Raw genomic sequence first — 18,274 nt, 5'->3', positions numbered from 1 at the left:
CCTGTTCCTTGGGGCACGATCGCCTCTTCAGGAACACGGTGCCAGCATGCAAAAAACGACACTGCTCAAAGGCATCCTGCCGATCAGCCGCGCCGCCGCGTGGCGCGACGCGCTCGCGGGCATCTCGCTCGCATCGATGGACATTCCGCAAGTGCTCGGCTATGCGCGCATCGCCGGCATGCCCGCGGTGACGGGCCTCTACACCGCGTTCCTGCCGCTCATCGCGTTTGCGCTGTTCGGGGCGTCGCGGCATCTGGTCGTCGCGGCCGATTCGGCGACCGCGACGATCTTCGCGAGCAAGGTTTCGTCGATGGCCGCGATGGGCAGCCCGCAATACGTCGCGCTGGCGGGCATGGTCGCGTTGCAGACGGCCGCGCTGCTCCTCGTCGCGCGGCTTTTCAAACTCGGCTTTCTCGCCGATTTCCTGTCGCGCACGGTGCTCACCGGTTTTCTCGCGGGCGTCGGCGTACAGGTGTCGATCGCGATGCTCGGCGATCTCTTCGGCATGACGGTGCCGTATCCGTCCTCGCGCAGTCTCGCCCAGCTTGCTTACGTGCTCGGTCATCTCGTGCACGCGCACGGACCGACGCTCGTGCTCGCGCTCGCCGTGGTCGTCGCGATTCTCGGCTGCAAGCGTTTCGCGCCGCGCCTGCCGATGCCGCTCATCGCGGTAATCGGCAGCATCGCCGCGAGCAAGGCGTTCGATTTCGCCGCGCACGGCATCTCGGTGCTCGGTCCGGTCGATGGCGGCCTGCCCGCGATCCGTTTTCCCGACATCACCTGGCAGCAATCGCTCGACCTCGTGCCGGTCGCGCTGTCGTGCTTCGTGATGATCATCGCGCAGAGCGCCGCCGCGGCGCGGGTCTTCGCGCAGCAGTATCGCGAGGACGTCGATACCAACAGCGACATCCTCGGTCTGGCCGCGGCGAACGCGGCGGCGGCCGTGAGCGGCACGTTCGTCGTCAACGGCAGTCCGACGCAGACCGCGATGGCCGACCGCGCCGGCACGCGCAGCCAGTTCGGACAGCTCGTGTTCGCGGCAGTCGTCGCCGTCGTGCTGCTCTTCTTGAGCGGCTATCTGCGCTATCTGCCGCATTGCGTGCTGGCGGGCATCGTGTTCACGATCGCGATGGGGCTCATCAACGTGCAAAGCCTGAAGGACATTCGCGCGGAAAGCCCCGGCGAGTTCGCGCTCGCGCTCATCACGGCGGCTGCGGTGGTCATGGTAGGAGTCGAGCACGGCATTCTGCTCGCGGTGGCGTTATCGCTGCTGCGGCACGTGCGCCACAGCTATCATCCGCACACGATGGTGCTCACGCCCGTCGCGCCCGGCAAACCGTGGCAGTACGAGCCGACGAAGCCCGCCGCGATGACCGCGCCGCACCTGATCGTCTATCGCTTCGGCGCAGATCTGTTCTATGCGAACGATCACTTTTTTGCGTCGGAAGTGACGAATCTCGTCGATACGGCGCCGGACGAGTTGCGCCATTTTGTCGTCGATGCCGGCGCGATCACGGACCTCGATTATTCGGCGGCCCGCACCATCGGCGAACTTGTCGAAACGCTGCGCGCACGCGGCGTCGTCGTGATATTCGGACGCGTGAACCGCTTCCTGCGCAGCGACATGGACCGGCACGGACTGACGCCCGCGCTCGGCGCATCGAACGTGTACGACACACTTCACGAAGCGCTGGCAGCGGCTGGCGTAAGTCCGGGCGCGCACGAGCCGAACGTTCTCTGAATGCGCGTTGGCAGCCGTCTGTCTGCCGGCGTTTTTTGGTGGTCGCGGCTCGGGAAGACCGTTAGTTGCCTTCCTTCAAGTAGCAATTTTGTTGAATAGCATTCCATTTTCAACTAGCATTCAGCGAGTGCGGTCACACTATTTTCCGATCACGGATCAGGAGGCAATCGAGGCATGGCGCAGGACACTTCTTTTTCCGCATCGCTCGATGCGGGCTTGAGCGGCGCGACGCGCGTCTATTTCATCGTCGGCGATCCGATCGCGCAGGTACGCTCGCCTTCCGGCGTAACAGCGGCGCTGCGTGCGGCGGGACGCGATGCAATCGTGATTCCGGCGCACGTCGCGCCCGAAGATCTCGGCGCGTTTTTCGCGGGCATCGCGCCGCTGCGCAATTGCGACGGCGTGATCGTCACCGTCCCGCACAAGTTCAGCGCGACCGAATACTGCCGTTCGCTGACCGATGAAGGCGCGTTCCTCGGCGCGGTCAACATGCTGAAGCGCAATGCCGACGGCACCTGGCACGGCGGCGCGTCGGACGGCATCGGCATGGTGGCGGCGTTGAGAGATGCGGGCTGCGACCCGAAGGGCAAACGCGCGCTGCTGATCGGTGCGGGCGGCGCGGGTTCGGCAATCGGCCACGCGCTCGTCGATGCGGGCGTGGCCTCGCTCGCGATCCGCGATTTCGACGCCGCGCGCACCGGCGCCCTCGCCTCGCGCCTCGCTGCGCTGGGGCGCGGCGCGGTGAGCGTCGCCGACGATTCGGCTGCCGAAACCTACGATCTCATCGTGAATGCGTCGCCGGCGGGCATGCGTCCGGGCGACCCGCTGCCGATCGACGTCTCCCGCCTGCCACCGACGACCTTCGTCGGCGATGTCGTGACCAAGCCGCCGGTCACGCCTTTCATCGAGGCCGCCCGCGCGCGAGGCTGCACGACCGTCACCGGCACGCAGATGTTCGGGCGCGTGTGCGATGCGATCGTCGCGTATCTATTGAAGGGGTGAATCGCGGGACCGTTTGCCGTGCGAGGAATCGGAGCAATCTGGTTCAATCGCGAAACACGATCAGTCAACATTCCCGCCGCGCATTCGCGTCCCTCGCGAAGCGCGCCGGCTTGCAAGCTCCGGAACGAATCGTCGGCGAGCGCCGCCCTTTAGAAGGCGGCGTTTTTCTGCGCCACGTTCCCGCCACGCCGGCGCTAGCGGCCGATTCCACAAGACTCGTGCGCTCGCATCGAGGGCAATGGAAGCAAGAGGCTGGAATGAACTCGGATCGAAAAACAATTCAACGCGTTGCGCGAGCTGGCTTCGCGGCCATCGCATGTGCCGTTCTCGCGGCGTGCGCATCGGGACCGGGCGCATCGGCGCCGCTGCCGGCTGACGGCACGCTCGCGACCGGCCGCATTGTCGGCAAACAGTATTTGACGACTGTGTCGACGAACACGGCTTCTTCTTCCGGACCGACCGTCGGCGTGGGCGGCGGCGGCATCGGCGGCAATGGATGGAACGGCGTGGGCGGCGGCGCAGGCCTGAGCTTCGACCTGACGAACCTGTTCCAGAAGGCCCCGGAACAGACCGCGAAAATCTACCGCTACAGTGTGCAGATGAAGGACGGCTCGAAGCGCGATATCGACAGCCCGCTCGATCTCAACGAGGGTGCCTGCGTGACGACGATCGACTCCAGCCAGCCCGGCTACCCGAGACTGACGGGCGCGGACGCCTGCTGATCTTCCGGCGCCGCTCGTCCGATGAGCCGCCCCGACAGCGCCGCGGCGACGCGCCTGATAACCGGGGCCCAATCGCCCGGTTCGCGCTGACGAATGAGCCGCACCGAGTCGTACCACGGCTGCGTCTCGTCTTCACCCCAACACCAATGCGACGCGCGATCGATCATCGCCAGCACCGGCTTGCCGAGCGCGCCGGCGAGATGCAGCGGCGAACTGTCGATGGTCACGAGCACATCCAGCGCGCTGACGAACGCGGCGGAATCATGAAACTGCTCGCGATAGTCGGGCACGCCGGCGATACGCGCGCCCGCCGAACGCATTGCGGCAATATCGTCTTCGCGGCCCGGCGCAACGGGATGGAACGTGACGTTCGGCAGGCTCCAGAGCGGCGCGAGCGCTTCGACGGGAATGCTGCGCTGGGCGTCGCGACGATGCGTCGGGCTGCCCGCCCACACGAGACCGACGCGCAACGCATGGGTGCCGTCCGATGCGAGTTCGCGCCGCCACGCGTCGATGCGCTCAGGCGCGGCGTGAAGATACGCGCGGCCATCGACGTGATGCGGCAACAGACCGATCCAGACAGGCAGGCTCATCATGCCGACGGTGTAATCGACCGTGCCGAAGTCGTGCGCTTCGATCTGCACGCAGTCCGGCACGAACCGCCGCACCAGCGGATACAGCGCCGAACGCACCGCCAATAGCGCCGCGCCGCCGTTTCTTCGCACGCCCTCCGCGAATTGCGGAAAGTACCGCACGAATTGAATGTCGTCGCCGAGGCCGAGTTCGCTGTAAACCACGACGCGCTTGCCGTCGAGCGGCTGCCCGCGCCAGCCCGGCGCGAGCCGCTCCATGCGCGCGACGACGCCGTTGTCGCCCTGTTGCGATGTGCGGCGATCGAAGCGCATCCAGCCGCTGCGCCACGCGCCGCGCCGCAATTCGAGGTCGGCGAGATCGACGGCGAGCCAGGCCGCATCGGGCGTCTGCGAGAGTGCCAGACGGTACATCGCTTCCGCTTCGCCGTAGCGCGACTGCTCGTTGAGGTACATGGCGATTGCGCCGGTCACGTGACCATTGTCCGGATGATGCCGCGCGGCCTCGCGCATGATCGCTTCCGCCGATACGCTGTCGTGACGCAGCCAATAGCAATGACTCAGTTGCCAGCGAAGCTCGTAGTCTCTCGGGAATCGTTCCAGTGCTTCGACGCAGAAACGTTCGAGCGCGAGCCAGTCGCCCGAGCGGCGAATGTCGAGCGCGACGGCCAGCGCGTGGGCCGCATCGGACAAAGAGAGCGGAGGTGCGAATGAATCGGAATACATGAATGACTGCAATAGAACGGTGTTTGAAACGCGTGCTGAGTTTATATGAATCGAGGTTCATAGGAATACCGAAAAGCACGAGATAAATCCGAAAATAGCAATGCCGGATCATTTAATCTGCATATCGAACTATCTTCAGGTCATGCTGAAATGCAGTGATTCGAATCGGCGATTGTGTGCGGCGCGGCGCTTTGCCATACTGAGTTCATTCGCCCTGTCTCCTCAAGCGTCCGCACTCGACTAACGAGCCCACAAGCGGACGCTCTCGCCGCCTCCCCGGGCGGCGTTTTTTTGCACGCGGCCTATTACCTCTGGCGTAATTGTCCGGCTCACTTTCTCCTGCGACGATGCACTCACACTGTTCATCGACGAGGAGACGGAAATGCCTGCAAAGCACTCACGCCCAGGTTTTATCGCGACCGCAGACGGCGTCGAATTGTTCTATCGCGACTGGCATCCGCAAGGCACGCCGGGCAACGGCAGGACGATCGTCTTCGTTCCGAGCTATTCGCTGCCAGGCGACATGTGGGCCTATCAAATGCTGTCGCTCGCGCGACAGGGCTTTCGCTGCGTCACCTACGACCGGCGCGGCCACGGACGATCGAGCGATCCGGGCGGCGGCTACGACTACGACACGCTTGCGGACGATCTCGCCGCACTCATCGATGCGCTCGATCTGTCGGACGTGACGCTCGTCGGCTATTCGATGGGCGGCGCCGAAGCCGTGCGCTATCTGACGCGTCACGGCAGCACGCGCGTTGCGCGCCTCGCGTTGATCGCTTCGACCTTGCCGATGCTCGCGAAGACGCCGGACAATCCCGACGGCATCGACCGCGCCTATACCGATGCCTTCCTGCACGACTTGACGACGGACTATCCGCAATGGCTGGCCGACAACGCGCGTCCCTTCGCCGGGCCGGGCGCGTCGCAGGCCATGATCGACTGGATTCGGGAAATGGCATTGCGCACGTCGCATCAGGCGCTTTTCGCGTGCAACGAAACCGTCAATCGCGGCGATTTCCGCAACGAGTTGCGCGACATCGACGTCCCGACGCTCATCGTGCAAGGCGATCGCGACGAATCGAATCCGCTCGAACTGACTTCGCAGCGCACGGCGCGCCTGATTCCGAACGCGCGGCTCGTCGTCTATGAAGGCGCGCCGCACGGCATCTTTCTGAGCGACGCGGCGCGGCTGACGGCGGATATCGGCGCTTTTGCGTCGGCGTAGCGATTGGCGCTCTGTTGCGGCGGCTTAATAACAGGCTCGGCGTGTGTCGGATAAGCGCTGAGTCCTGACGCGTTTGAAAACACTCATAACAATAGACTCTGAAAGAATCCCGGCACACCATAGCACTGCGAATCGACATTCCACCGCGCGGCTCTGCAATCGCCGCGCAATCCGCCCCACGTCCACCGGAGTCCATCGCAATGATCTTCCACGCCTCCATTCCCGCCCACGATCCGAAACACGTCGCGCAAGTGCTCGCCGAACTGTGGGATGGCTTCGCCGCGCCCTTCTCGCCCTTTCCCGGCGCGTGGATGGCGGTCGCCGGCGACGATCGCGGCAGCATCATCGAGGTCTATCCGAGCGATCAGGTCATCACGCCGGGCGGCGGTCACGAGGAAAGCGTCAGCTATGGCGCGGACACGGTGAAGCGCCCGCAGTACAGCGCGTTCCACATGGCCATCGCGACGAAGCTGAACGCAGAGGAAGTCATCGCGATCGGCGAACGCGAAGGCTGGCGTGCGGTGCGCTGCACGCGCGGCGACAACTTCTTCCACGTCATCGAATTCTGGATCGAGAACTCGACGATGCTCGAATTCCTCACACCCGACATGCAGGCCGAATATCTCGCCTTCGCGACGCCGGAAAACTTCAAGGCGATGGCCGCGGCTGCGGCCTGACGCTCACTTGCCGCGCCGCAGCCCGAAAAACAGCGCGGCGCCGCTCGCGAAGAGCAACAACGAAAGCAGATGCACGGCGAGATCCATGCTGCCCGTCGAGGTGCGGATCTGGCCGATCACCCACGGACTCACGATCCCGCTCGTGATGCCGATACTGCTGATGAAAGCGATGCCCGCCGCCGCGCTCTTGCCCGGCAGATGGCTGGCGGGCACGGCCCAGAAGATCGGCAGCGCGGCGAAAATCAGCGTCGCGGCGAGCGAGAGAATCGCGAGCATCAGCGGGAAGCTCGGAAAATGCAGCGTGAGGGCCGCGAGCGCGATGCCGCCGCCGATCGTGCAGCACGCGAAGTGCTTGCGCCGCTCGGCGACGCGATCCGAATGGCGCGCGATCAGAATCAGACCCACCGCGCCGATCGCGTTCGGCACGACGGTGTAGAGGCTGACCGACATGACATCGGTGATGCCGAAGTCGCGGATCATCAGCGGCATCCAGAAGCTCAGCGTCAGCGACGCGCACGTCAGCGAGAAATAGATGAACGCGAAGAGATAGACGCGCGGATTGCGCAGCGCGTCGAGCATGCCGCTGTTATCGTGCTTCTCGTGGTGGCCGGTCGCGCAGAGTGCCGTGAGCCGATCCTGCTCCGTTTGCGTGAGCCATTGCGCATCGCGCGGCGTGTCCACCAGCAGGCGCAACGCGATAAGACCGAGCAGCACCGCGGGCGCGCCCTCGATCGCGAACATCCACTGCCAGCCGTGCAGGCCCATCACGCCGGCCATATCCCGCATGATCCAGCCGGACACGAGTCCGCCGAACACGCCCGCGACGGCCACGCCCGCGAAGAACACCGACATCACGCCCGCCCGCCGTTTCGCCGGAAACCAGTACGTCAGATAAAGCACGATGCCCGGAAAGAAACCCGCTTCGAACACGCCGAGCAGAAAGCGCAGCAGATAGAAATGGCCGGGCGTCGATACGAACATCATTCCGACCGACGCCGCGCCCCACAGCAGCATGATCCGCGTGAACGTGCGGCGCGCGCCGAACTTCGCGAGCAGCAGATTGCTCGGCACTTCGAAAAGCACGTAGCCGACATAAAACACGGCGGCGCCGAGGCCGTACATTGCATCGGAGAAGCCGAGATCGTGCTTCATCTGCAATTGCGCGAAGCCGATGTTGATGCGGTCCAGAAACGACACGACGTAGCACAGGAACAGAAACGGAATGATGCGCCACGCGATTTTGCGGAACAGCGCGTCGTCCGATTGGGCTTGCGCATCCGCGACGGCGCTGGGCTCAAGCGCCGCCGTGCTGATCGACTTCGACATGTCTCGCTCCAGATGGGCGTAATGAGGCCGGCGTCTTGCGCGCGCCTTTTGCCTTGAGAGAGGGAGAAGCGGCGCGTCAGTGCGCGCCGCAAGAAACGGCGGTCAGTCCTGCAATGCGGCCCACATTTCCTGGTCGCGCTGGGCCGTCCAGATACGCGGATGCTTGATGCCGCTCGCTTCGTCGTAAGCGCGCGAGACGTCGAACGGCAGGCAGTGCTCGTAGATGAAGACGTGACCGAATTTCGGATCCATCGCCTTGCGCGTCAGCGCCATCGATCCCTTCAGGTCGAGCTTCTCGGCGACGGCCTCGCGGCCCGCCTGCAAGAGCGTCGTGACGAAGTCCTTCGTGTAATCGAGGCCCTTGTCGACTTCCGCCGGCGAGAGCAGCGCCGGGCCGCGTCCCGGCACGAGTTTGTCGGCCTTCAGCGCGCGCAGCGCTTCGAGCGTCGCGGGCCATTCTTCGAGTTGGGCATCGCCGCAGTAACAGGCGGCGTCGTACTCGACGAGATCGCCCGAAAACAGCACTTTCTGCGACGGCAGCCAGACGACCGTATCGCCCTTCGTGTGACCCGCGCCGAGATGCGCGATCTTCACTTCGAGCTTGCCGAGATACAGCGTGATTTCCTTCTCGAAGACGAGCGTCGGCCACGTCAGGCCCGGCACCGTCTCGACACCGGCGAAAAGGCGCGGAAAGCGCTCGATCTCCGATTTCATGTCCTGCTCGCCGCGCTCGACGATCATTTCATACGTGCCGCGGCTCGCGATGACCTGCTGCGCGCCTTCCGCGAAATACGCCGACGCGCCGAGCACGCGCACCGCGTGATAGTGCGACAGCACGATGTACTTGATCGGCTTGTCGGTGACGCTGCGGATTTTCGCGATGAGATCCTGCGCCATTGCGGGCGTGGCGGTCGTATCGACGATGAGCACGCCGTCGTCGCCGATGATCACGCCCGAGTTGGGATCGCCTTCCGCCGTGTACGCGTACGCGTTCTCGGAGAGTTGCGTGAACGTGATCTTCTTCTCTTCCAGATCGGCCTGCGATGCGAATGCTTTTGCCATGGTCGTGTCTCGCTTCCATTCTCGTGGGGATGGGTGGATGATCGGCGTGATGCCGTTGTTTGTCAACAGCAAGCATACTTGCTATTTGCAAATTACGGGTAAGTACCGAATCGCTTCATCGGATGATTCCTGCTCGGCTAACATCTGCGGTTCGTTCATCCTTTATAGATCGCGGAGTGCTTTTGGCTCGTTCCGAAATCGGCGAAGAAAAGAAACAGCGCGGCATCCAGAGCGTCGAAGTCGGCGCGCGTCTGCTCGATGCGCTCGCCGCGCGTCGCGAGCCGCTTGCGTTGAGCGCGCTGGCCGAAGCGGCCGAACTGTCGACCGCGCAGGCCCACACGTACCTCGTGAGCTTGACGCGGCTCGGTCTCGTCAAGCGCGACGCGCTCACCGGGAATTACGAGCCGGGGCCGCTCTCGCTCAGGCTCGGCCTGTTGAATCTCGAGCATCAGCCGGCGTATCGGGCCGCCGCGCCGCGCGTGTCGGCGCTGGCGCTCGCGACCGGCATGAGCGTCGCGGTGAGCGTCGCCGGGCCGCAAGGGCCGACGATCGTGCGCTATGAGCGCGGCGGCTATCCGCTGCATGTGAATCTGCACGTGGGCACGGTGATGTCGCTCTCGGCGACGTCCACGGGCCGCGTGTTCCGCGCGTTCGACGACGACACCCGCGTCGCCGCGATGCTCACGCATCAGGCCGAAGCCGATGCGCCGGAGATGGCCGCGTGCATCGAAGCGATTCGCGCGCGCGGCATCGAACGCAGCGTCGATGCGCCGAGTCCCGGCGTGAGCAGCATGAGCGTGCCGGTGTTCGACGGCGCGCATCGGATGCAGCTCGCACTGACGGCGATCGGACCGACCGGCCTCGCCGACGTCGCGTGGGACGGCCCGCTCGCGCACGCGCTGAAGGATGCCGCGCGCGACATTTCCGGACTGCTTTCATGACGATCTTCGACGAAGACACGAAACCGCAGCGCGGCATCAACGCGCTCGACGCGACCGGCGATCTGCTGCGCGCGCTGGTCGCCGCCGGCGAGCCGCTCGCGCTGCGCGACCTCGCGGCCGCGGCCGGCATGCCGCCCGCGAAGGCGTTCGCGCATCTGGTGAGTCTGGTGAAGGTCGGCCTGCTCGCGCGCGACGACGCCGGGTTATTCCACGCCGGCCCGCTGAGCCGCGAGCTCGGGCTGATCGCGCTGCAGCGCCTTTCGCCGATCCGCGATGCCGAAGCCGAGATCGTCGCGCTCGCCGCGAGCACGTCGATGACGGTCGCCGCCGCCGCGCTCGGACCGCTCGGCCCGACCGTGATCCGGCTGGAGGAATCGGCGCGGCCGCAGCATGTGAGCTTGCGCGTCGGCACGGTGATGTCGCTCGTCAACACCGCGATCGGGCGGGTGTACGCCGCGCACCTTCCCGCCGACATGCTCGCGAGCCTGATGACGCAGGACGCCATCCGCCTCGCGGGCGCGCAAGCGGCTGCGGGAAGCGACGCCGCGTATCGCGCACGGCTCGACGACATCCGCGAACGCGGCCTCGATACGGCGCTCGGCGCGCCGGTGCCCGGCATCCATACGCTGGCCGCGCCCGTGTTCGATCACACCGGCAGCGTGTGCCTCGTGATCGCGTTGATCGGTTCGTCGGGGGGCTTCGACAGCGCCGCGGACGGCCCGCTCGCCCGCGCGCTGCTTTCCGCGACGCGGCGCCTTTCGTGGCGTTTCGGTCTGATGGACGCGAGCTAGCCGCCCTTGACCATCTCCGTGCCGGTCACGCGGATCGCGGGGAAACGGTCGGTCGGCTTCGCGATCTCGTCCTGCGATGCGACGATCTCCAGTTCGTAACGCCCGGCATCGTACGTTGCCTTGACGACGGCATTGACCGCCGCGAGCGTGTGCTCGAGCGCGGTGCGCAGCGAGTCGCCCTGCAAGGTGCGCGCGACGAAGACCGCGCTCGTCAGATCGCCGACGCCCACCGGCTGGCGCGCGAACGGATACAGCGGGCGCTGCGCGAACCACGCCTCGCCGGGCGTGACGGCGAGCATATTGAAGGTGTCGGCGCGGCTGTTGCGATCGAGCAGATGCTTCACCAGCACGATGCGCGGCCCGCGCGCGATCACTTCGCGGCATGCGTCGACGGCTTCCTCGACCGTCTCGATCGGACGCCCGACGAGCTTTTCCAGCTCGACGTGATTGGGCATGATCGCATCGGCGATTCCGGGCATCGTCGTGACGAGGAAATCCTCGATGCCGGCCGCGACCGTGCAGCCGCCCGTCTGACCCATGACCGGATCGCAAAAATAAAGCGCGCGCGGATTCACCGCCTTCACCATCTTCACGATTTCGACGACCGCGCGGCCCTGCTCCGGCGCGCCGAGATAACCGGAGAGCACCGCGTTGCAGCGCCCGAGCACACCGATCGCGCCGATGCCTTCGATGACGTTCTGCAATTCGTCCGCATCGAAGGCGCTGCCTGTCCAGCGGCCGTACTGCGTGTGATTGGAAAACTGCACGGTGTTGAGCGGCCAGACGTTCACGCCGAGTCGCCGCATGGGAAAAACCGCCGCGCTGTTGCCCGCATGGCCGAACACCACATGCGATTGAATGCTCAGGACGTTGTTCATGTTCTGCTTTCCCGATTGATCGTGTCCGGTCGGATGAAACGTCGAAACGCTCGTCGCGCGCCAGCGCCGTGCAGCGCAACGCAACGCAACGCAACGCGACGATGGTTTCGGAAGCACGCCCGCGGACGCCGTGCGCGGGCAGTGCAGCCTTCATATTGTGCCGTGCCTCGACGCACTGCGGCATGGCGTGCCCGTTATAAATTGCGCGGACGCGTTTTGTCGAGCGATGCGATCGACAGGAAGTCCAAAGGTCGCGCGTCTGCAACACCGCAGCACGCTCGTGCGTGTTCGGCACACGCATTGCTCGATGCGGACGGCGAAACGGTCCGCATCGCCCGGCGAAAAAAACGGGCGACTTCAGCACACGAATTCGAATGCGCGCCGGATAATGCTCCATCGACAGATACCAACAAAAGCATACGAGGACGCACACACGGCAAGACATCGAACATCAATAGTCGCAGGTCAAATCAGGAGGCTGACATGGAGATGCTGGCTAAGAATCGCACCGATTTGCAGAAGTCGACCCTCGCAATCGTCCTCGCCGGCGGGCGCGGCACCCGGCTCGGTCCGCTCACCGACAAGCGCGTGAAGCCGGCCGTCCACTTCGGCGGCAAGTACCGCATCATCGACTTCGCGCTGTCCAACTGCCTCAATTCCGGCATCCGCCGCATCGCGGTCGTCACGCAATACAAGGCGCATTCGCTCATCCGCCATCTGCAGCGCGGCTGGGGTTTCCTGCGCGGCGAGTTCAACGAGTTCATCGATATCTGGCCGGCGCAGCAGCGCGTGGATTCGAGCTGGTATCGCGGCACCGCCGACGCGGTCTATCAGAACCTCGATATCGTCCGCTCGATCGGGCCGGAGTTCGTCATCGTGCTGGCGGGCGATCACATCTACAAGATGGATTACACGCGCATGGTGCTCGACCATGTGGAAAGCGGCGCGGACTGCACGGTCGGCTGCATCGAGGTGCCGCGCATGGATGCGGTCGCGTTCGGCGTGATGCACGTCGATGAAAACCGCCGCGTCACCGATTTCCTGGAAAAGCCCGCCGATCCGCCCGCGATGCCCGGCAAGCCCGACATCGCGCTCGCGAGCATGGGCATCTACGTGTTCAGCGCGAAGTATTTGTATGACCTGCTGCAGGAAAACATCGAGACGTCGAACACGGATCACGATTTCGGCAAGGACATCATTCCGCGCGTCGTGACGACCGGCAAGGCGATCGCGCATCCGTTCAGCATGTCGTGCGTGACGTCGAGCAGCGATCCGGAAGCGCCCGCGTACTGGCGCGATGTCGGCACCGTCGATGCGTACTGGTCCGCGAACCTCGATCTCGCATCGACGATTCCGGAGCTCGATTTGTACGACCGCAAATGGCCGATCTGGACGAATCAGGAGCAGTTGCCGCCCGGCAAGTTCGTACGCGACCTGAACGGGCAGCAAGGCGCGATCACCAATCTGCTCGTGTGCGGCGGCTGCGTGATCTCGGGATCGCAGGTGTCGAAGTCGGTGTTTTCGTCGGCGGTGCGGGTCCACTCGTTCTGTAACATCAATGAGGCAGTCTTGTTGCCGCAAGTGACCATCGGGCCGAGTTGCCGTTTGCAGAAGGTCGTGATCGACCGCGGCTGCACGGTGCCCGAAGGTCTCGTGGTCGGCGAGGATCCGGACGACGATGCCGCGCGTTTCTTCCGCACGGAGTCCGGCGTCACGCTCATTACACGCGACGCGCTGGCGCGGCTCGGACAGCGTTAGACGCCGCGCGCCGGCCAATAAAAACCAATCGACGGGAGTGCCGATGACCGTATGCGTGCTGCATGCCGCAGCAGAAATGTTTCCGCTGTTGAAAACCGGCGGCCTCGCCGATGTGGTCGGCGCGTTGCCGCCCGCGCAATCGCAACTGGGCACGAACGCGCGCGTCGTGCTGCCGGGCTTTCCCGCCGTGCTCGCGGGTCTCGACGATCTTCAGCCCGTGGCCGATCTCGGCAGCGCGTTCGGCGCGGGCAATATCCGCCTCGAGCGCGGCGTGCTGCAGCCGCACGGCATCGTCGTGTATGTGGTGCGCGCGGATCAGTTCTACGATCGTCCGGGCAATCCGTATATGGATGCGACGAATCGTCCCTATGCCGATAACGATCGCCGCTTCGCGCTGCTCGGCTGGGCGGCGGCGCGCATCGCGACGGGCGTGGACCCGGCATGGAAGCCGCATATCGTCCACGCTCACGACTGGCATGCGGGACTTGCGCCGGCGTATCTGCGCGCGTTCGAGCGCGGCGGCGCGGCGCGGGTCGGCACTGTGATGACGGTGCACAACCTGGCGTATCAAGGCACGTTTCCGGCTTCGGAATTCGGCGCGCTGCAATTGCCCGGCGATTTCTACGCGGTGGAAGGCGTCGAATTCTACGGCCACGTCTCGTTTCTCAAGGCGGGGCTTTATTTCGCCGATCGCATCACTACCGTCAGCCCGACCTACGCGCGCGAAATCCAGACGCAGGCGCAAGGCGCCGGACTGCACGGTCTCCTGCAGACGCGCACGCACGACATCACCGGGATTCTGAACGGCGTCGATTATTCGATCTGGAGCCCGACCGCCGATGAATCCATCGCGTCGAAATACACGCAGGCGAAGATCGGCGGCAAGTCGAAATGCAAGACGGCGCTGCAGGAGCGCATGGGTCTCGCGAAGGACGACGACGCCCTGCTCTTCGGCGTCGTCAGCCGTCTGACGGAGCAGAAAGGACTCGACCTGCTGCTTTCGGCCGTGCCCGATATCGTCCAGCGCGGCGGCCAGCTCGTCGTGCTCGGCACCGGCGACCCGGCGCTCGAAACCGGCATGAAGAACGCGGCGGCGGCGCACCCGGGCGCGGTCGCGGTCGAACTCGGCTTCGACGAGACGCTTTCGCATTCGATCATCGCGGGCAGCGACGTCGTGATGGTGCCGTCGCGCTTCGAGCCGTGCGGGCTCACGCAGCTCTACGCGCTCGCGTACGGCTCGCTGCCGCTCGTGCATCGCGTGGGCGGGCTCGCGGATACCGTCGTCGATTCATCGCTCGAAAATCTTGCCGAGGATCTCGCGACCGGCTTCGTCTTCGATACTTTCGATCGCGCGGGCATCGTCGGCGCGATCCGGCGCGCGTTCGCGCTCAAGGCGCGTCGCACGGAGTGGAAGGCCGTCGTCAAGCGCGCGATGGGCCAGAGCTTCGGCTGGGAAGACGCCGCGCTCAAGTACGCGGAGGTTTATCGGGATTTGACGGGCGGCTGAGCCGTCCAGACGACGTCGCCATCCACCGCGTAGGGCGCGCAGCCGCGATGCTTGCGACTGCAATGCGCGATCGCCGATGCGATCGGGTCCGGCCCGAGTGCCGCGATCGACCACGCGCCATCCGACGCGATCACGAAAGCGCGCGGACGCGGCAACTTCAGAAACGCGTCGTAGCCCTTGCGACCGGCGGCGTCGATGAACGGCACGGCGCTCGCATCGGCAAGCGCGGCGAAACCGGTCGCGGGCGGGCCCGCGCGCGTCCAGACCACCTGATCGTCGTACGCATAGAGACGGCAATCGGCCGTGAGCGCCGCACAGTCGCGCAGGGCCTGCGTCAACGGATCGAAGCCGCCGTGCGCCGCCGCGCCGCCGTTCGGTCCGATTGCAAACGCGCGCGGAAACGGCTTCGAGAGGAACTTCCGATACAGCGCGCGCATGCCCTCGCTGCCGAGATACGGCACCGCGGCGATGTCGTCGACGGCGGCGTATCCGCTCGAGGGCGGCGTCGCCATCGGCATGTTCTCCGGGTAAATCGACGCGAACGGCATGCCGATTTTCTTCAGGAACGCATCGAGTTTCGGCGTCCACACGCGCAAGCCTTCCCATGAACCCAGCAGCTTGTGGGAATCGGTCATGAAGGCGCCGTAGTTCGCCAGTTCGGCGTTCGCGCCCGCCGACGTGTAGCGCGCGAACATTTCCCGCCAGGTGCCGGCCGGAAAGAACGAATCGTTCTCGCCGTACAGCCACAGCGACGGAACGTGCGCACGCGCGCCGAGCGCCGCGCTGTCGCGGATGAGCGCAGCGTCGTCCGACGCGCATACGTCGACGCGCACGCCGCCGTAGAAGTTCACGACGCCCTTCACTTCCGGCGCGTTTCGCGCCCCGAACGCGAGGCTGTACCAACCGCCCGCGCTCTCTCCTGCGACAACGACGCGGGAACCGTCGACGTAAGGCTGCTGACGCATGTACGCGATGACCTTGCCGATATCGTCCGCCGCCTTGTTCCCGAGCCCCGCCAGATCGCACCCGTGCGCGCGCAGTTCGCCCGTCGATCCCGCGTAGCCGCGCATCATCGGCAGCGCAACCGCGTAGCCGCGCGACATGAAGTAGTTCGCCAGATAGGTGAGATGAAAGCGTGGCATCGTCGCCTTCGTTTTCTTGCCGTAACCGCCATGATTGATGACGGCGAGCGGAAACGGTCCCGCGCCCTCCGGCATCGCGATCGTCACCTGCAATTGCGCGGTATCGCCGCGCTCGCCGACCGGCACTTGCACGACGCGTTCGCCGGGCAATGCGGGAACCGGCGCACGCAACGCGTCGTAGGCGCTGGTTGCATGACTGTCCGATAGATGGAATGCCATCAGAAAGACGAAAAATAGCTGCAGTCGAAACATGGTTCCCGCGCGCGTAGCCTAAAGGCCGCATTATCGGCGTTTCCTGTTCGCGACCTTGCGCCGGCGGGCGCGCAATTTGCGTAAGGCACAAATTAATACAAATGCAGGAGCGCATATGCATAAACCCCTCGCAGGCCAGATTGCGCTCGTGACGGGCGCGAGTTCGGGCATTGGCACGGGCGTCGCGACCGCGCTCGCCGATGCGGGCGCGCACGTCGCCATCAACTATCACTCGCACGCGGAACCCGCCGAAAAGCTCGCCGCCGCGATCACGGCGAAAGGCGGCGAAGCGTTCGCGGTCGGCGCGGACGTCTCCGACGAATCCCAGATCGACGCGATGTTCGATGCCGTCGTGAAGCGCTACGGCACGGTCGATATCGTCGTCGCGAATTCGGGCTTGCAGAAGGACGCGAAGTTCACCGCGCTCACGCTCGACGACTGGAAGACGGTCATCGAAACGAATCTCACCGGCCAGTTCCTCACCGCGCAGCGCGCCGTGCGCGAATTCGAGCGGCGCGGCATGCGCGACGTGTCGAAGGCGCTCGGGAAGATCATCTGCATGAGTTCCGTGCACGAGGTCATTCCGTGGGCGGGACACGTGAACTACGCTGCGTCCAAGGGCGGCATTCAGATGATGATGAAAACCATCGCGCAGGAAGTCGCGCCGCAGCGCATTCGCGTGAACGGCATCGCGCCCGGCGCAATCCGCACCCCGATCAACAAGGACGCTTGGGATACGCAGGACAAGCTCGACAAGTTGCTGACGCTGATTCCGTACGGGCGCGTCGGCGAGGTCGAGGATATCGGGCGCGCGGCGGTGTGGCTTGCGTCTGACGATAGCGATTACGTCGTCGGCACGACGCTTTTCGTCGATGGCGGCATGACGCTCTATCCGGGATTCGCGGATAACGGCTGATGGCGGACAACGGAATGAACCCAATCAAGGTGGACGTCGCCGTGATCGGCGCGGGCACGGCCGGCATGGCCGCGTTTCGCGCGGCGCGGCTCGCGGGCGCGAACGCGGTGCTGATCGAGGGCGGCGCACCGGGCACGACCTGCGCGCGCGTCGGCTGCATGCCGTCGAAGCTGCTGCTCGCGGCGGCCAACGGCTTGCACGACGCGCATTCGCTCGCCGCGCGCGGCATCGAAGGCACGCACGCGCTCGAAGCCGATCGCGCGCGCGTGCTCGATTACGTGCGGCGCGAACGCGATCACTTCGTCAAGGGCGTACGCGACGAAATCAAAGCGCTGCCGGATGGCATGCTGCTGCGCGGCAAGGCGCGCTTCGAAGCGCCGACGCGATTGCGGATCGGCGACGACACGCGCGTCGAGGCCAAAAGCGTCGTCATCGCGACGGGCGCCGCGCCGAGCGTGCCCGACGAGCTGAAGGTGTTCGGCGACAAACTCATCACGAGCGACGATCTCTTCGAACTGCGCACGTTGCCGAAGCGCATCGCCGTGTTCGGCGCGGGACCGATCGCGCTCGAGTTGGGGCAAGCGCTCGCGCGGCTCGGCATCGAAATTTTCATGTTCGGCAAAGGCGGCAGCGCGGGAGCGATTACGGACAAACCGGTGCGCGATGCGCTTATCGCCGCGCTCGCCGACGAGTTCTATTTCGATCCCGACGCGAAAATCGACGGCATGTCGCTAGAGGGCGGCCAGCCGACGCTGCGCTTCACGTCGCCGGACGGCGTGGCGCGCGTCGAACGCTTCGATCTCGTGCTCGCCGCGACCGGACGCGCGCCGAATCTGAAGCCGCTCGCGCTGGAAAACGCGGGCATCGAACTGAACGAAAAAGGCGCGCCGCTTTTCGACGAAACAACGATGCAATGCGGCGACAGCGCGATTTTCATCGCGGGCGATTGCGACGGCGCACGCCCGTGGCTCCACGACGCCGCCGACGTCGCCGGCGAGCTTGCCTTCGTCGGCGG

Annotated in this window: 14 protein-coding genes and 1 pseudogene; 10 read left to right on the top strand and 5 right to left on the bottom strand. The window is 65.2% G+C overall.

Annotated elements, in window-relative coordinates; all coding sequences use genetic code 11:
- The first annotated feature begins 46 nt into the window (after nt 1-46).
- The 3 genes from QCE49_RS28470 to QCE49_RS28460 all read left to right on the top strand — a co-directional run bounded on the left by QCE49_RS28470 (nt 47) and on the right by QCE49_RS28460 (nt 3,465).
- On the top strand, nt 47-1,741 hold the full coding sequence (locus QCE49_RS28470; protein ID WP_250456721.1) for a SulP family inorganic anion transporter: 1,695 nt from the start codon (nt 47-49) through the stop codon (nt 1,739-1,741).
- A gap of 174 nt (nt 1,742-1,915) precedes the next feature.
- Nucleotides 1,916-2,743, top strand: coding sequence for a shikimate dehydrogenase (locus QCE49_RS28465; RefSeq protein ID WP_008353472.1), 828 nt, complete (start codon nt 1,916-1,918; stop codon nt 2,741-2,743).
- Between the two features lie 257 nt (nt 2,744-3,000).
- Complete coding sequence (locus QCE49_RS28460) at nt 3,001-3,465, top strand: hypothetical protein (RefSeq protein ID WP_175979289.1); 465 nt, start codon at nt 3,001-3,003, stop codon at nt 3,463-3,465.
- Here QCE49_RS28460 and QCE49_RS28455 read toward each other — a convergent pair.
- Nucleotides 3,432-4,781 carry a hypothetical protein gene (locus tag QCE49_RS28455; protein WP_250456720.1) on the bottom strand — a complete coding sequence of 450 codons (1,350 nt, stop codon included), beginning with the start codon at nt 4,779-4,781 and terminating at the stop codon, nt 3,432-3,434. The two genes, QCE49_RS28460 and QCE49_RS28455, sit on opposite strands and share 34 nt — an antisense overlap.
- 382 nt (nt 4,782-5,163) lie before the next feature.
- On the opposite strand from QCE49_RS28455, the gene QCE49_RS28450 reads away from it, so the two are divergent.
- A complete protein-coding gene (locus QCE49_RS28450) occupies nt 5,164-6,009 on the top strand; it encodes an alpha/beta fold hydrolase (RefSeq protein ID WP_250456719.1) in 846 nt (281 codons plus the stop codon).
- Between the two features lie 200 nt (nt 6,010-6,209).
- Nucleotides 6,210-6,686, top strand: coding sequence for a hypothetical protein (locus QCE49_RS28445; protein WP_175979286.1), 477 nt, complete (start codon nt 6,210-6,212; stop codon nt 6,684-6,686).
- 3 nt (nt 6,687-6,689) lie between these two features.
- Here the strand turns inward: QCE49_RS28445 and QCE49_RS28440 are convergent, their stop codons facing one another.
- On the bottom strand, nt 6,690-8,012 hold the full coding sequence (locus tag QCE49_RS28440) for an MFS transporter (RefSeq protein ID WP_250456718.1): 1,323 nt from the start codon (nt 8,010-8,012) through the stop codon (nt 6,690-6,692).
- Between the two features lie 102 nt (nt 8,013-8,114).
- Nucleotides 8,115-9,074: an MBL fold metallo-hydrolase gene (locus QCE49_RS28435; RefSeq protein WP_008353481.1), complete on the bottom strand. Its 960-nt coding sequence runs from the start codon at nt 9,072-9,074 to the stop codon at nt 8,115-8,117.
- A 122-nt stretch (nt 9,075-9,196) separates the two neighbouring features.
- On the opposite strand from QCE49_RS28435, the pseudogene QCE49_RS28430 reads away from it, so the two are divergent.
- Nucleotides 9,197-10,806 (top strand): annotated as a pseudogene (locus tag QCE49_RS28430) (IclR family transcriptional regulator).
- Here the strand turns inward: QCE49_RS28430 and pdxY are convergent.
- Nucleotides 10,803-11,684, bottom strand: a complete 882-nt coding sequence (pdxY, locus tag QCE49_RS28425) for a pyridoxal kinase PdxY (RefSeq protein ID WP_033536161.1) — start codon at nt 11,682-11,684, stop codon at nt 10,803-10,805. The pseudogene QCE49_RS28430 and the gene pdxY sit on opposite strands and share 4 nt — an antisense overlap.
- A 483-nt stretch (nt 11,685-12,167) precedes the next feature.
- On the opposite strand from pdxY, the gene glgC reads away from it, so the two are divergent.
- Both glgC and glgA read left to right on the top strand, forming a co-directional pair.
- Nucleotides 12,168-13,442 carry a glucose-1-phosphate adenylyltransferase gene (glgC, locus tag QCE49_RS28420; RefSeq protein ID WP_008353483.1) on the top strand — a complete coding sequence of 425 codons (1,275 nt, stop codon included), beginning with the start codon at nt 12,168-12,170 and terminating at the stop codon, nt 13,440-13,442.
- A gap of 43 nt (nt 13,443-13,485) precedes the next feature.
- Nucleotides 13,486-14,949 (top strand): glycogen synthase GlgA, encoded by a 1,464-nt coding sequence (gene glgA / locus QCE49_RS28415; RefSeq protein WP_250435706.1) that lies wholly within the window; start codon nt 13,486-13,488, stop codon nt 14,947-14,949.
- Here glgA and QCE49_RS28410 read toward each other — a convergent pair.
- Complete coding sequence (locus QCE49_RS28410; RefSeq protein ID WP_250456717.1) at nt 14,925-16,310, bottom strand: dienelactone hydrolase family protein; 1,386 nt, start codon at nt 16,308-16,310, stop codon at nt 14,925-14,927. The genes glgA and QCE49_RS28410 overlap by 25 nt on opposite strands.
- A 148-nt stretch (nt 16,311-16,458) precedes the next feature.
- Between QCE49_RS28410 and QCE49_RS28405 the strand changes: the two genes are divergently transcribed.
- Together QCE49_RS28405 and QCE49_RS28400 are read left to right on the top strand one after the other, a co-directional pair.
- Nucleotides 16,459-17,259: an SDR family oxidoreductase gene (locus tag QCE49_RS28405; protein ID WP_250456716.1), complete on the top strand. Its 801-nt coding sequence runs from the start codon at nt 16,459-16,461 to the stop codon at nt 17,257-17,259.
- Between the two features lie 14 nt (nt 17,260-17,273).
- Nucleotides 17,274-18,274: FAD-dependent oxidoreductase (locus QCE49_RS28400; protein WP_309806695.1), on the top strand; the 1,001-nt coding region annotated here is incomplete at its 3' end.

This window comes from Caballeronia sp. LZ008 (assembly GCF_031451435.1).
Classification (GTDB): Bacteria; Pseudomonadota; Gammaproteobacteria; order Burkholderiales; family Burkholderiaceae; genus Caballeronia; species Caballeronia zhejiangensis.
The sequence above is the reverse complement of the archived record's forward strand: the minus strand, read 5'-3'. Positions and strand labels throughout refer to the sequence as shown.